Origin of the sequence: Halococcus sp. PRR34 (assembly GCF_028617175.1) — an archaeon.
GTDB lineage: Archaea > Halobacteriota > Halobacteria > Halobacteriales > Halococcaceae > Halococcus > Halococcus salifodinae.
The window spans coordinates 94545-108102 of the sequence record NZ_JAQJDA010000003.1; the positions used below are offsets into that span (position 1 = coordinate 94545).

The 13558-nt window shown below is 66.2% G+C and carries 14 protein-coding genes; 6 read left to right on the top strand and 8 right to left on the bottom strand.

The genetic code is table 11. The features are described from left to right. Positions 1-120 precede the first annotated feature (120 nt). From radA to htpX, 4 genes are all read right to left on the bottom strand, one after another. Complete coding sequence (gene radA, locus PHA81_RS05425; protein ID WP_005039777.1) at positions 121-1155, bottom strand: DNA repair and recombination protein RadA; 1035 nt, start codon at positions 1153-1155, stop codon at positions 121-123. 119 nt (positions 1156-1274) lie between these two features. After that, entirely contained in the window at positions 1275-1916 is a 642-nt protein-coding gene (locus tag PHA81_RS05430; RefSeq protein WP_005039773.1) for a TMEM165/GDT1 family protein, read from the bottom strand. A gap of 75 nt (positions 1917-1991) precedes the next feature. Beyond that, positions 1992-2594 carry a hypothetical protein gene (locus tag PHA81_RS05435; protein WP_005039771.1) on the bottom strand — a complete coding sequence of 201 codons (603 nt, stop codon included), beginning with the start codon at positions 2592-2594 and terminating at the stop codon, positions 1992-1994. Positions 2595-2943: 349 nt separating this feature from the next. Beyond that, entirely contained in the window at positions 2944-3816 is an 873-nt protein-coding gene (htpX, locus tag PHA81_RS05440) for a zinc metalloprotease HtpX (RefSeq protein ID WP_005039769.1), read from the bottom strand. Positions 3817-3928: 112 nt separating this feature from the next. Between htpX and PHA81_RS05445 the strand changes: the two genes are divergently transcribed. Together PHA81_RS05445 and PHA81_RS05450 are read left to right on the top strand one after the other, a co-directional pair. Continuing rightward, a complete protein-coding gene (locus PHA81_RS05445) occupies positions 3929-5041 on the top strand; it encodes a 60S ribosomal export protein NMD3 (protein ID WP_005039767.1) in 1113 nt (370 codons plus the stop codon). Between the two features lie 189 nt (positions 5042-5230). Further along, positions 5231-6904: a Na+/H+ antiporter NhaC family protein gene (locus PHA81_RS05450; RefSeq protein WP_005039764.1), complete on the top strand. Its 1674-nt coding sequence runs from the start codon at positions 5231-5233 to the stop codon at positions 6902-6904. A 30-nt stretch (positions 6905-6934) separates the two neighbouring features. Here the strand turns inward: PHA81_RS05450 and PHA81_RS05455 are convergent, their stop codons facing one another. Both PHA81_RS05455 and PHA81_RS05460 read right to left on the bottom strand, forming a co-directional pair. Continuing rightward, complete coding sequence (locus PHA81_RS05455; protein ID WP_005039762.1) at positions 6935-8668, bottom strand: ATP-dependent DNA helicase; 1734 nt, start codon at positions 8666-8668, stop codon at positions 6935-6937. A 38-nt stretch (positions 8669-8706) separates the two neighbouring features. Further along, entirely contained in the window at positions 8707-8931 is a 225-nt protein-coding gene (locus tag PHA81_RS05460) for a hypothetical protein (protein WP_005039761.1), read from the bottom strand. A 457-nt stretch (positions 8932-9388) separates the two neighbouring features. Here PHA81_RS05460 and PHA81_RS05465 point away from each other — a divergent pair, with 457 nt between their 5' ends. Together PHA81_RS05465 and PHA81_RS05470 are read left to right on the top strand one after the other, a co-directional pair. Beyond that, the gene (locus tag PHA81_RS05465; RefSeq protein ID WP_005039759.1) at positions 9389-10324 is read left to right on the top strand and encodes an NAD(P)H-binding protein; all 936 of its coding nucleotides are present in this window, start codon (positions 9389-9391) and stop codon (positions 10322-10324) included. After that, positions 10321-11049, top strand: a complete 729-nt coding sequence (locus PHA81_RS05470) for a hypothetical protein (RefSeq protein ID WP_005039755.1) — start codon at positions 10321-10323, stop codon at positions 11047-11049. Before PHA81_RS05465 ends, PHA81_RS05470 begins: the two co-directional genes overlap by 4 nt. Here the strand turns inward: PHA81_RS05470 and PHA81_RS05475 are convergent. Continuing rightward, positions 11036-11206: a DUF5786 family protein gene (locus PHA81_RS05475; RefSeq protein ID WP_005039752.1), complete on the bottom strand. Its 171-nt coding sequence runs from the start codon at positions 11204-11206 to the stop codon at positions 11036-11038. The genes PHA81_RS05470 and PHA81_RS05475 overlap by 14 nt on opposite strands. Positions 11207-11325: 119 nt before the next feature. Between PHA81_RS05475 and PHA81_RS05480 the strand changes: the two genes are divergently transcribed. Next, positions 11326-12321, top strand: coding sequence for a DUF5784 family protein (locus PHA81_RS05480; RefSeq protein ID WP_049909800.1), 996 nt, complete (start codon positions 11326-11328; stop codon positions 12319-12321). A 19-nt stretch (positions 12322-12340) separates the two neighbouring features. Here PHA81_RS05480 and PHA81_RS05485 read toward each other — a convergent pair whose 3' ends face one another. Next, positions 12341-12628 (bottom strand): hypothetical protein, encoded by a 288-nt coding sequence (locus PHA81_RS05485; protein WP_049909799.1) that lies wholly within the window; start codon positions 12626-12628, stop codon positions 12341-12343. A 123-nt stretch (positions 12629-12751) separates the two neighbouring features. On the opposite strand from PHA81_RS05485, the gene PHA81_RS05490 reads away from it, so the two are divergent. Beyond that, a complete protein-coding gene (locus PHA81_RS05490; protein ID WP_005039744.1) occupies positions 12752-13534 on the top strand; it encodes a PHP domain-containing protein in 783 nt (260 codons plus the stop codon). Positions 13535-13558: the final 24 nt, after the last annotated feature.

The window sequence follows — 13558 nt, forward strand, 5'->3', positions numbered from 1 at the left end:
AGCGCGGTTCACCGCGAACGAGGCCGGAGGCCGAGTGAGCGGGTGTTTTTCATGAACGTTTTTGCGAGGGGTTGAGCGCGAGCGGAGCGAGCGCGAACCCCCGAAGTAAAAAGGTTCGTGTTATTCGGGCTTCAGTCCCTCTTCCTCGACGCGCATCACGGCCTCGCCGTCGGGGAGGTTGGGGGCGTCGACCAGCCGGACGATTCTCTTGGTGCCCTTCGATTTCCGGAGGTACATCCGGAACGTCGATTTGTGGCCGAGAATGTTGCCGCCGATGGGTTGGGTCGGGTCGCCGAAATAGGAGTCGGGGTTCGAGGCGACCTGATTCGTGACGACGGTGGCGGCGTTGTAGAGGTTGCCGACTTTGTCGATGTCGTGGAGGTGTTTGTTGAGCTTCTGCTGGCGCTGGGCGAGTTCGCCACGACCGACGTACTCCGCGCGGAAATGTGCCGTCAGCGAGTCGATACAGACGAGTCGAACGGGCCACTCTGACTCCTCGTGCTCGGCGGCGATCTCCTGGGCCTTCTGAGCGAGGAGAATCTGGTGGTTGGAGTTGAACGCCTTCGCGACGTGGATGTTGTCGAGGATGCTCTCGATGAACTCGTCCATCGCCTCCTCGCTGTCGGGGCTGCCCTCGATCTCGCGGACCTCCATCGCGGCGGCGATCGCCTCGTCGGGGAGCCCACGCACCATCTGGGCGATCCGCTCGGGGCGGAACGTGTCCTCGGAGTCGATGAAGATGGCGCTGCCTTCGAGGCCGCCGTACTCGTTGGGGAGCTGGACGTTGACCGAAAGCTGGTGGGTGACCTGAGACTTGCCCGCGCCGAACTCGCCGTACACCTCGGTGATCGATTGGGTTTCGACCCCTCCTCCAAGGAGCTCGTCGACCTCGTCGACCTGCCAGGTGAGTTTCCCGATCTCGTTGCGACGTTCGAGGACGTTCGCACCCGTTTCGAACCCACCGATATCGGCGGCGTCGCGCGCGGCGTTGATGATGTCCGCCGCGGTGCTTTCGCCGATGTCCGCGGTGTTCGAGAGCTCACCGGGGCTCGCGACCGCGATCCCCTGGTACGAATCGAACCCCGACTCCATGAGCTTGTCAGCCGTCGCCGGCCCGACGCCGGGCAGGCTCTCTAGGTCCTCGGTTGCTGCCATACCTCCGGGTTGTGCGGCTCCCCTGATAAAGCCTCGTTAACAGCTTGGTGGAAGTGAAATCCGGGAGGTGAAGGTAGTGGATGAGGGGAAGGGGATCGACGCAACGTGCTGGTGGCGGATCAGATCGGCAGGAACGACCAGCCGAGGAGGTACGACGCCGCGATGTCGGCCGCGAACAGGAGGAAGACGATCGCCGAGAGTCGGTGGAACCACGCCGTATCGAACCGGGTCGCGAGTCGGTCGACCGACAACGCGGTGAGGAGGCTCACCGGGATGATCGCGAGCATCTCGCCGACCCAAATGCCGGCGTGGACGCCGTACTGGGCCGCGAGCCCGATCGTGACGAGCTGGGTCTTGTCGCCGAACTCGCCAAGCGCGAGCAGCGAGAACGCCGGTACGAACCCGCCGAACCGCTCGGTATCGAGCGGGAGCCCCCGAAGCACCTCACCGCCGTCGGGGAGCGATCGCGGACTGTCGTTCGAATCGCGCCAGTCCGCGTAGAGCAGGATCACCGCGAACGCCACGAACAGTCCGGCCGTGACGACGTCGAGGTACACTTCGGGAAACGCGCCCCGCAAAGCGTTGCCGAGCAGGATCTCGAGCACCGTCCAGCCGGCGAACGCCGTGCTCGCGCCCGCGACCACCGTGTACGGATCGTACCGCGTCGCCAACCCCCCGATGATGATTTGGCCCTTCTCGCCGGGCAGCGCGAGGAGTTGGAGGGCGAACGCGGTTGTGACGACGGCTACGAACTCGGCCATCGATCGCCTCCGCTGTCCATGTCCGATTTAGCACCAGCTAACTCTTAACGTTGAGGATACGAAGAGACTGTGTGGCTACTCCCACGGGTGCCGTCCGCTGTCGGGCCAGAGCGCGTACCAGTAATCTTTGTCCGACTCGATGTCGAGTTCACCGTCGAGCACCGACTCGAGCTTGAACTCAACAGTTGAATCGCGTTCGCTGCTCGACTGCGGCGCGAAGGGGTAGTACGCGCCTCGTCGGAAGGAGTACACCCAGTAGATCGGGCTGCCCTCGTTCTCGAAGCCGAACAGCGCGGCGAGCAGCCGCGAACCGTAGCCCCGCTCGATCAGCGTGTCGGCGGCGAAGTGAACGCTGGTCACGAGGTCCTCGAAATCCCGGTCCGCGAGGACGACCCACTCGTAGCCGTGCGAGTCGTCGACGAAGCGGGCTTCGGTCCCGGTCTCGACCTCGCCCGCTTCGAGGATCGTCTCGACTTCCTCCACCGCGTCCGCGAAGTCGGTGCTGTCGACGCCCGAAAAGCAGAGCGCCGCCACCCCGGCGGGTGGGAAGCCCAAGTCGGCCTCCATCGTGAGGTAGGCGGTGCTCATTCCGAAGAGGTCCTCGGGGTCGGCCTCGCGGGTCGCGTCCGCCTCCGCACTCATCCCGAGCGCCGACCGAAGTCCGTCGAAGATACCCATGTCGAGGGTTATAGCGCCGGGAATAAAAACCCGGAGCGATCCGGCTCGACTTTTCACCGCCTCCCGTGGAAGCGCGCGTAGCGAACGGCTTGTGCGGTTGTGGTGTAGTTAAAAGGCAGTTGTAGTGCGGTTGGCGCGCGGCTGCGCGCCGCTTGTCGGCGCGCAACTCTCGTGCGAGGGATGACTGAGGAAGCGAACGGAGTGAGCGACTGAAGGAGTCGGCTGGGGAGGCGTGTGGCCTGCGGTTCTCATTTGTGTCGGCATCAGTGCGGTCCCGATGCCAGCCCCGCGTGCCTGCACCCTCCCCGGAACTCTCCAGCAGTTCGACTTCGGGTACCGTAACGTGGATTCAGGCCGTTTCGAGCTCGCTCTGCATGTCTTTCAGCCGCTCGACGCGCTGTTCGGTCGAGGGGTGCGTCGAGAGCAGCTTCCCGATCGCGCCGCTCTTGATCGGGATGATGAAGAACGCGTTCATGTCGGCCTGCTCGCGCAGGTCGTCGTCGGGAACGCGATCCATCCGGCCGTCGATCTTGACGAGCGCGCTCGCGAGCGCGGATGGCCGGCCGGTGATGATCGCCCCGCCGCGGTCGGCGGCGTACTCCCGGTAGCGCGAGAGCACGCGCACGAGCAGGAACGAGACGATGCCGACCACGAGCGAGACGAGGACGGCGACCAGGACGGGCGCACCGCCTTCGTCGTCGCCGCCGGTGAACAGGAACCCCCACCGCACGATCATGAACGCGAGCGTCGAGAGGAACGTGGCGATCGTCATCACCATCACGTCGCGATTTTTGACGTGGGTGAGCTCGTGGGCGAGCACTCCCTCCAACTCCTCCTGGTTCAGGGTGTCCATGATCCCGCGTGTGACACAAACGGTCGCGTTGTCCTGCGAGCGACCGGTCGCGAAGGCGTTCGGTTGGCGGCTGTCCGCGACCGCCACCGTGGGCTTCGGGAGGTCTGCCTGCTGGGCGAGCCGCCCGATCATCGCGTGGAGTTCGGGGTACTCCTCCTCGCTCACCTCGTGGGCACCCATGCTCCGCAGCGCGAGCTTGTCGCTGAAAAAGAGCTGTCCGACCATGAACAGTCCCATCACGAGGGTGATCCAGAACAGCCCAACCCCGTAGATTGCCAGCGCGCCGATGAAGACGACGTAGAGCGCGAGCAGCAACAGCATCGTCAGGCCCATCCTCGCCTGGAGGCCCCAGTCGGTCTTCCATTCCATATGGCCCTTACTAAGCGTTCAGGTCATAAATCTTCGTCGCTCTGTGCCAGCGATTCCCCCGGAGGCTGGTGGAGTCACGCCGCTTAACCCGCTGAGGGACGTTCCTCGTTCAATGAGCGAATCGCGTCAGTTCTGTCCGCGGTGTGGCGATCCCGTCGAATCGGGGGCGACGGTCGCCGCGGCCGACGGACGCGCACCCATCTGCGAGGACTGTTTCTTCGAGGACTTCGATCTCGTCGACGCGCCCGATCGGATCGAGGTCTTGGTGTGTGCGACCTGCGGGGCGATCCGGCGCGGCAAGCGCTGGGTCGACGTCGACGCACGCGATTACACCGAGGTCGCGATCGACGAGGTGGCCGAAGCCCTCACGATCCACGTCGACGCCGAGGAGTTCGAGTGGCGAGTCGAGCCCGAACAGGTCGACGAGACCACCGTCCGAATGCATTGTCTCCTCTCGGCAAGCGTCCACGACCGCCCGATCCGGACCGAACTCACGATCCCGGTCAAAATCTCGCGGGGCACCTGCACCCGGTGTGGCCGGATCGCGGGCGAGTACTACGCGAGCACGGTCCAGGTCCGCGCCCGCGGACGCACCCCGACCGACCACGAGACCGAGCGCTCGATCGCCATCATCACCGAGTACGTCGACGAACGCGAGGCCGACGGCGACCGCGACGCGTTCGTGACCGAGCTCGACGAAACCGCTGACGGCGTGGACGCCAAACTCTCGACCACCCAGATCGGCCGCGCGGTCGCCGATCGGATCGTCCGCCAGCTCGGCGGCGTGGTCGACGAGTCCGCGACGCTCGTGACGGAAGACGAGGACGGCGACGAGGTGTACCGTGTGACCTACGCCGTCCACCTCCCCGAGTTCACGCCGGGCGACGTCATCGATCCCGACGCCGACGATCCGCTGCTCGTCCGGAGCGTCCGGGGGAACCTGAAGGGCGTCCACGTCACCACCGGCGAGCCCTACGAGGCGGCGTTCGAGGACGGCGAGGCCCCCGACGCCCGCCGGCTCGGGGACCGTGGCGATGCCGAAGAAACCACTCTGGTCGCGATCGAGGACGATCACGCCGTTCAGGTGCTCGATCCCGAGACCTACGCAGCGAAGACGATCCCGCGGCCCGACTATCTCGATCCCGACGCCGACACGGTATCGGTCCTCAAGAGCCGCGCCGGCCTCCACGTCCTGCCCGACGCCGACGCCAGCGAAACCGACTAATTCCTCGGTTCACAACGACACGGTATGACTCGCCAGCAGTGGTTCGCGCTGCTCCTCGTGGTGTTGATGATCTCTTCCACGTTCGTGTCCGTGATCGGGAGCTTCCTCTGAGGACGACAGACGCCCGACGGGACCGCGATCGCCGGCGTCTTGGGTACTTTTTTAGCCCCGCCTCCGATCGTGACTGTCATGCCGCTCGAAAGTATTGCCGCGGGCCCGTGGTCGTTGCTGCCGGCGCTGCTCGCCATCGCGCTCGCGTGGTACACTCGCGACGCGCTCATCGGCCTGTTCGTCGGCATCGCCGGCGGGGCCGTCGTCTACGGTGCCTTCCGCCCCGGCCTCGTCGGGGTTCCGGACGGTCTCGTCGGGGAGCTTCCCGGCACCGTCCTCGGAGGGGTGCTCGGGCCCACGGTGATCCCCGAACTGATCGCCACGTCGGCGCTGTTCGCCGACCCGTGGTACGTCAAAAACGTGCTACTCGCGCTCTTTGCGATCGGTGGATTGATGGGGCTGATGATCCGTTCTGGCGCGATCCGTGGCGTCTTGGAGGCGCTCGCCAGTCGGGTCGACTCGCCCGCCGACGCCGAGAAAGCCTCGTTTCTCGCGGGGATCATCATCCACATCGACGACTACTTCAACTGTTTAGTGGTCGGCTCGATGATGCGCCCCCTCACTGACGAGTACAACGTCTCGCGCGCGAAACTCGCGTACTACGTCGACAGCGCGGGCAGTCCGGCCGCCCGCCTCGCCTTCTACTCGACGTGGGGCGTCGCGCTGGTGGGGTTCATCGGGGCTGGGATCACCGCCGCGGCCCAACAGGACGTCCTCCCGTCGGGGATGTCGAACTACGTTACCCAGTCAGGTGACGGTCTCCAGGCGGCCACCGACGCGATCTGGCCGCTGTTTTTCAACAGCATCGGCTTTGCCTTTTACTCGTGGACCGCGCTCGTCATCGCGGCGCTGGTCGCGTGGCAGGTCATTCCGAACGTCTTCGGGATGGGACGCGAGGAGGAACGCGCCCGCAACGGCGGTGGCGTGGTAGGACCCGACGACGACCCTCTCGTCTCCGACGAGATGTCGAACTACGCGATGTACGAGGGCGCGACCCCCGACTGGCGTAACTTTGCGATCCCGGTCGCGGTCATCGTCGGCGTTGGACTGATGGCGATGTTCTGGCGCGCTTCGCCCGTCGTGAACGCTCCACAGATGTCGACGGCCCTCTCGGTGCTCGGCTACGACCTGATCGTTCCCGCGGGCGGGCCGTGGTCGTTCAACATCGGCGAGATCCGGCTCGGTCTCGCCGCGCTCACGGGATTGGTCGTCGGCTTCCTCCTGTTCCGGGCGCGCGGCGACATCCCCTCGAACGACGACGCGACCGACGCGATGCTCAACGGGTTCAAGGGCATCTTCCTCGCGGCCACGATCCTCACGCTCGCCATCACGATCCAGAACACCGTCACGACTCTCGGGATATCAGGGTTCGTCACCGACTGGTTCCGCGGCGTCCCCGTGGGCCTGATCCCGCTACTCGTCTTTCTCACGACGGGGTTCGTCAGTTTCTCCGACGGGAGCTCGTGGGCGACCTACGGCATCATGTTCCCCATCGCGATCCCGGTGGCGTTCACGACCGGGGCGAACCTCCCGCTGGTGCTCGGCGCGGTGCTCTCAGGGGGTATCTTCGGCGATCACTGTTCGCCGATCTCCGACACCACGGTGCTTTCGTCCTCGACCAGCGGCGCGGATCACATGGTGCACGTCCGGACACAGATCCCCTACGCGTTCATGTGTGCGGCGGTCGCCGGCACGCTCTTTCTCGTGCTCGGTTTCGCCGTTCCGGAGAACTTCTCGCTCCTCCCGTACTGATTCCTCGGGCGCTTCGCTCGATTTCGTTCCTCAGTCCGATCCCCAGACGTCAGCGAGCGGGTGGTCGTCGGGATCGGTCCGTGAGCTTCGTGTTTGCCGGTTCGTGGCGGTGGTACCGTCCCTGCCACCGTTGCCCGCACCGGGGTCGAACGCCGGCAGCTCCGGACGGCTCAGCCGATCGACCTGAGCGGCGAACCAGTCGGGCATCGCGCTGCGCGCCCGGTCGAACAGGTCGAGCAGGCTCGCGTCCGCCAGATACGTCGCGCCGTGATCGTCGGGCGCGCGCACGACCCGGCCGCACGCCTGAATCACGGTCTTGAGCGCCGTTCGGTAGTACCAGTCCCACTGGCCCTCCTCCAGCCGCCGCGCGACCCGCGAGTCGCGAGTGTTCGGGTAGGGGGCTTTGCAGAGCATCTGCCACCGCGCGCGATCGCCCTCCAGGTCGAGCGCCTCCTCCATTTTCACCGAGACGAACAGTTCGGGGTCGTCCGTCGCGAGCCACGTCTCCAACTGGGCGTCCCGGTTCTCGCGGTCATGCGTCCGGATCCGCTCACCGACCCCGAACTCGCGCAATCGATCCACGAGGCGCTCCGCGATGGCGTAGGAGTGAGCGTGGACGATCCCCTTCTCGTCGGCGTGGCGGGTCATGAGCCGGACGACGAGTCGCGCGATCTTCGGGAGGGTTTCGTCGCGGTGCTCGTAGGTCATCTTTCCCTGGGTCACGTCGTACAGCGGCCGATTCTCCACGGGAAACGTGTGCGAGACGTCGACCAGCGCCGCGTCGTCCGGATCGAGTCCCACGCCACGACAGAACCCTTCCTTGTCGAGGATGGTCGCCGACAGCAGCGCGAAGTTGTTGGCTCGATCCCAGACCGTGTGCTGGAGATAGCGTTCGGGATTGAGGGGTTTGATCGTCATCGGCCCACCCTCGCCATCCGTTTGGTCAGCGATCCACGTGCTCGCGCTCCCTGGGTCCCGATAATCCGAGACGAACCAGTCGAGGTTCGAGATGAGTTCTTGCAGTCGGTCGCGTTCGGTGACTTCCGCGATGGTGAGCTCGTCGGCCCCGACGAGCGTGTCTTTCCGGTGGCCACACACTCCCGAGAGCCGCTCGGCGAATCGGGCTGCGGCCTCGGCACCGTCGATGTCGGGGATCGAAAGCTCGTCCCACACCGGCACCGTGTCGGGCCGGAGGTCGATAGTGGCGTACATCTCGGCCCATTCGGCGAGCCCGTGGGCCTCGTCGATCACGGCCACGTCGCGCTGGCCGAACGCGTCCGAGCCGGCGGTCTGCATGAAGTACGCGAGCGTCATCGCCGCGACCTGTCGGTTCGAGGCGATCGTGCGGTCTGAAAAATAGGGGCAGCGATGCTTGATCGAGCAGTCGAAGCCCGTCTCGCGTGCACACGGCGCGCGGTCCACAGGAGTATCGGTTTCGCCGGCGACCAGGCACGTGTAGTTGCGCTTGCCCCGGATGACTTGGAGATCCGAGAGGAGGGGATCGGCCGCCACGTCGTCGAGCTGTGAGACCTGCGGGGTGGTGTAGTACGCGCCGACCGGTTCGGCGGGTGCGGCCTCGTCGGCCTGGCGCGCACACCCCGCGATGGCGCGCGCGAGTAGCGACTTCCCCGAACCCGTGGGGGCGCGCACCAGCACGACATCGTTGCCCGCCGCGAACGCCTCGCGGATCTCGCCGAGGGCTGCCTGCTGGTTCCCCCGGTATGAGGGTGCGGGAAACTCCTCGTTGATCCGGGCGAGGTTCACGTTCAGGGAATCGCCGCCCGGAAGGTAAATCCTCCGGGCTACTCGTCGACCGAGTGCTCGTACTCGTCGAGCGCCGCGACGTCCGCCGCCCGCGCGTCCTCGGGGAGTCGCTCGATACAGTCATAGCAGAGGAGATACTCGGAGCCGTCTTCGAATTCGAGGGTCAGCCCCTCGCTCGCGTCACCGCCGAACGTCCAGAGGTTCGCGATCCCGCCGGCGATCTGCACCGCGCGTCCGCAGCTGTCACACGGCTCGGTAGTCATGGATGGCTGGTGGGTACGCCCGGAGAAAGCCCTTTCTCCAGCCCTCGGCAGTAGCCGGGTCGACGACTGCTAGTTCGTTCGAACCGGGTGCCGATACAAATGAGAACCGCAAGCCACACGCCTCCCGCGCCCACTTTTTTACTTCGTCGGGTGCGCTCGCTTCGCTCGCGCACCGCTCCTCGCAAAAACCTGGACTAAAAACACCCGCTCACTCGCGTTGCTCGTTCGCGGTTCGATTACCGACACCACCACCTCAGCACCGCGCCGCAACAGCCACACACCTCCCCAACCGATTCGCTCAGTCACTCCGTTCCTTCGCTCATCCCTCGCGCGAGTCGGGCGTCTTCGCCGCCCTCCCGCGCGCCACCGCACCAAGACCGGAGACGGCATTCCGACCGATAGCGCCCCGATCTACCGGCGAGCGTGGACTTATACTCCACCGGCCCCTCCCTCGCGTATGCGCGTGCTGGTGACCGGCGCGACGGGGTTCGTCGGGAGTCGCCTCGTTCCGGCGCTGATCGAGGCGGGCCACGACGTCAGGGTGCTCACCCGCGACGCCGACAGCTACGACGGGCCGGCCGACGACGTGTGTGAGGGAGACATCCTCGACGCCGGCACGTTCGAACACGCTCTGGAGGGAATCGACGCCGCGTACTACCTCATCCACTCGATGGAGTCCGGGACCGATTTCGCGGCGCGGGACCGCCGGGCGGCCCACAACTTCCAGCGTGCGGCGAGCGAGGCGGGTATCGATCGCGTGCTCTATCTCGGCGGGTTGGGCGAGACCCGTCAAGGCCTCTCCGAACACCTGATGTCCCGGCGCGAGGTCGAAACCATCCTCGCCGACGGTAGCTACGACCTCACCACGCTCCGAGCTGCGATCATCGTCGGCGAGGGCTCGTCGAGCTTCGCGATGGTCGAACAGCTTGTCCACCGACTCCCCGTCATGATCACGCCGAAGTGGGTCCGTACGGAGTGCCAGCCCATCGCCATCGCGGACGTGATCGCGTACCTCGTGGGCTGTCTCGACGTGCCCGAAACCGCGGGCGACACCTTCGAGATCGGTGGGCCGGAGGTGCTGACCTACCAGGAACTCCTCGAACGCACTGCCGGGATCGCGGATCGCTCGCTGTTCATTTTGCCCGTGCCGGTGCTCTCGCCGAAGCTCTCGGCGTACTGGGTCGATCTCGTCACCGACATCCCGAAAGCGGTCGCCCACCCGCTGATCCTCGGGCTCAAAAACACCGTCGTGGTCGACGACACGCGGATCGAGGAGCTGGTACCGATCGAGCGCACCGACTTCCCGACCGCAGTCGAGCGGGCGCTTGGCCGGCAGGAAGAACCCGCGGCGACCGAACGCGCCGAGCGGGCGCGGGTCGAACCCGAGCGATGAGCCGGCCCACCGACTTCGGTGAGACGTGGACCTACGAGAGCATCGTCGGCGCACTCCCGGGAATCGAGGTCTCGACCACGCTCGCGCTCGCGATCCAACTCGGCGTGTTCGAGGCGGGCGTGGTCGCCCTCGCGTGGTTTTACGACCTCTGGAGCGTCGCGCTCGCGGGCAGCGCCGCGGTGTTCGTCGCCGGCATCGGGTCGATCGAGATGGTGCGGGTCGCGCGGCGCATTCGTACTGTGGAACTCCCCGACGCCTACCGCCGGCTGGTGTTCGGCTCGAACATGGACGTCGTGCTCGCGGTGCTCGCGTTCTGTGCGATGTTGACGTACCTGTTCGTTCCCAACACCGCCAGCGGCCGCGCCCCGCTGCTCGATCGACTGCTCGGTCCCGATCCGCCCGTGCTCGTGGTCTACTTCCTCCTTCTCGTGCTCTGGGACGTCTGCTATCGCATCGGAACGGGCTGGTGGGCGACCGTCACCGCGCTCTGGCGCTCGTATCGCTACGAGTTCGACGCCGACACCGCCCACACCTTTTTTTGGGCCGACGTCGAGACGATCGCGTTCGGCGTCATTCAGCTCCTGCTCGTCCCGTTCGTCCTCGACTATCCAGTCCTGCTCGCGGTGCTCCTCGCACACGTCTCGGCGGTGCTCGTGGTCACGAGCGCGTCGCTCTGGCTGTTGTATTCGAAACGGAGGGCGGTGGAGGACGCTACCGCGACTTGATCTCGCGGAACTGCGCAAGCAGATCGTCCGCATCGCCGACATCGTACTCGACGTCGCCGTCGTACTGGGTCCGATCGTCGTCGTCAGCGGCGTTCGCGCCCACTTCGCTCGTCTTCTCCTCGCGGCGTTGGTGTTCCGCCGCGTCATAGGCACCCATTGACATGGTAAATACACTCGTCGTTTGTCCCTCATGATTATCAATGTATCGCTCACGAAACTGTCATTCGACGGGCGGGGGACCGACACCGCTAACCGCCCGGCCCGCAAACACGACTCGTGGCTGGTCCTCTTCGATTCCGGCGCTCACGCGAGCGGTGGGACGATTCTCGCGTGCGGCGCGATCTCCACGTCCCGCTCGACGAAACCTTCGGCGCGACGCTTTCCTCGGCGTGGTACAAGCCACCCGGCGGCCGCACCGCTCGCCGCCTCGAAATGGACAACGGCGACCGCGCGCTGTTCGTCTGGGGCGAGGACGCCTTCTGGCTCGGTAACACGAAAACTCCGGAAGCGCTCTGGCGCACCGAGAAGTACACCTTCGAGGAAGTTCCCTACCCCGTCGCACGGTGGGCCCAGCGCGAACTCCTCGCCGAACTCGACATGACCGATCCGTGGCTCGCGGCGTACGAACACGTCGCGTGGTTCTTTCTGCCGATCCTCTTCTCGAAGGACGGCCGAGCGAGTTCGCGAGCCTTCTTCGCCGACCACGCCGCGGGCTTTCCGGATGCTGACCCCGAGGACGCACTCGGGTTCTACGAGCGATTTCTCTCCACGGGCGTGTTCGACGATCACCGCTACACCATGGCGGCGAAACTCGGCACCAGCGAGCACGTCGATCGAACGCGAATGAGCGCGACGATGGGCGAGTTCAACGCCGCGAAGCTCCTCACCGACGCCGGCTACGCCCCCATCCCCGAGATCGAGCTCGATTCGGGCTATGCCCTAGATTTCCAGGTGACGACCGACCGCGGCCCCGTTCTGGTCGAGGTCACCCGCCCTGGACGACCCGCCGGCCGGTCCGCGAACACCCCGGCGGCCGCGGTTCGCCAGACCGGTGCGGCGAAGACCGACGACCAGCTCGCCGCCCACCCCGACGCCGTACTCTTTGTGGACTGCTCGTCGTTTCACGACGACGAGTGGGCTGCGCTCGCGGGCGAGCATCCCGGAGTGGGTCACCGGCCGGCGGTCGTCTTCCGCGCACGGCCCGACGGCTCGGTTGCGGGCTACGAGAACGGATCGGTGCCGCTCGAACTCGACGACGCTCTCGGGCGGTAGCGGGAGCCGCTCGCGATCGTCAGAGCGACACCTCGTCGTGGCCGGTCTCGCCGGGTGCGGTCGGATCGCGGTCGGAGTACCCCTTTCGGCCGATCGCCGCGTCGCCGACCGCGCTGTAGGCCACGAGCCGCGCGGCCTCCGCCGATTCGACGGTGTCGGGACCGATCCGTCCCAGCGCGTCACCGAACGTCTCGGTGCCGTTCGGGAGCGAGAGTTCGAGTCCACCGTATGCGTCGATCAGTTCGTCGGTCGTCGCGGGATAGCTGTGGGCGTCGAGCCGATCCTCCACCTCGATCATGCACTGCATGCTCGTTGCGGGGCACGTGAACATCATAAACGTTCTCTACAATCCATTGGATCGAATATTCATTGGTTAAGGACTTTGGACTCGCCCGGAAGAGGCTTGTCGCCGGCGGTGCACGTCCCCGGCATGCCGCCCGTCGCCGACCTCCACGTCCACACGACGAACTCCGACGGGACGATGAGTCTCCACGAGGTCCCCCGCGCGGCCCGCGCGGCCGGCGTCGAGATCGTCGCCATCACCGATCACGAGCGCCTCCACGACGATCTCGACACCCCGACCGACGACCTCGACGGCGTGCCCGTGATCCACGGGATCGAACTCCGGGTCGAGACCGGCGCGGGCCAAGTCGATCTGCTGGGGTATGGCGTCGAGCCGACGCCCGAACTCGCCCGGGAGATCGACCGACTCCAGGCTGATCGGGTCGAACGCGGCCACGCGATCGTCGACTGCGCCGAGGACCGCCTCGGGGCTGATCTCCCGCTCGAACCCGCTGCGGGGATCGGCCGACCCGACATCGCGCGCGCGATCGCCGACGTCACCGAGTACGACTACCAGGGGGCCTTCGAGGAGGTGATCGGCCGGGGCTGTCCGTGTTTCGTCGCCCGGAACCTCCCCGACTTCGAGCGCGGGGCCACCCTCCTCGCCGAGACCTGTGGCCTCGTCTCGCTCGCCCATCCGCTGCGCTACGGTGATCCCGAGACTGCCCTCGAACTCACCGGCTCGGCGTACCTCGACGGCGTCGAGCGCCACTACGAGTACGGTCGGTCGGTCGATCCGGCTCCGGTCGAGCGCGCGATCGAGCGCCACGACCTCGTTCCAACTGGTGGAAGCGACGCCCACGACGACGTGCTCGGTCGTGCAGGGCTCGATCGCGCGGCGTTCGACCGGGTCGCGGAACGTCTCCCCTAACGGAGGATTGAACCTTCGTCGGCT

Coding starts and splice junctions, on each gene's coding strand:
- htpX (WP_005039769.1), bottom strand. CDS start 3,816: ATGGAATGGAAGACCGACTGGGGCCTCCAGGCGAGGATGGGCCTGACG.
- PHA81_RS05460 (WP_005039761.1), bottom strand. CDS start 8,931: ATGACTACCGAGCCGTGTGACAGCTGCGGACGCGCGGTGCAGATCGCC.
- PHA81_RS05450 (WP_005039764.1), top strand. CDS start 5,231: ATGCCGCTCGAAAGTATTGCCGCGGGCCCGTGGTCGTTGCTGCCGGCG.
- radA (WP_005039777.1), bottom strand. CDS start 1,155: ATGGCAGCAACCGAGGACCTAGAGAGCCTGCCCGGCGTCGGGCCGGCG.
- PHA81_RS05490 (WP_005039744.1), top strand. CDS start 12,752: ATGCCGCCCGTCGCCGACCTCCACGTCCACACGACGAACTCCGACGGG.
- PHA81_RS05435 (WP_005039771.1), bottom strand. CDS start 2,594: ATGGGTATCTTCGACGGACTTCGGTCGGCGCTCGGGATGAGTGCGGAG.
- PHA81_RS05445 (WP_005039767.1), top strand. CDS start 3,929: ATGAGCGAATCGCGTCAGTTCTGTCCGCGGTGTGGCGATCCCGTCGAA.
- PHA81_RS05465 (WP_005039759.1), top strand. CDS start 9,389: ATGCGCGTGCTGGTGACCGGCGCGACGGGGTTCGTCGGGAGTCGCCTC.
- PHA81_RS05430 (WP_005039773.1), bottom strand. CDS start 1,916: ATGGCCGAGTTCGTAGCCGTCGTCACAACCGCGTTCGCCCTCCAACTC.
- PHA81_RS05485 (WP_049909799.1), bottom strand. CDS start 12,628: ATGCAGTGCATGATCGAGGTGGAGGATCGGCTCGACGCCCACAGCTAT.
- PHA81_RS05470 (WP_005039755.1), top strand. CDS start 10,321: ATGAGCCGGCCCACCGACTTCGGTGAGACGTGGACCTACGAGAGCATC.
- PHA81_RS05475 (WP_005039752.1), bottom strand. CDS start 11,206: ATGGGTGCCTATGACGCGGCGGAACACCAACGCCGCGAGGAGAAGACG.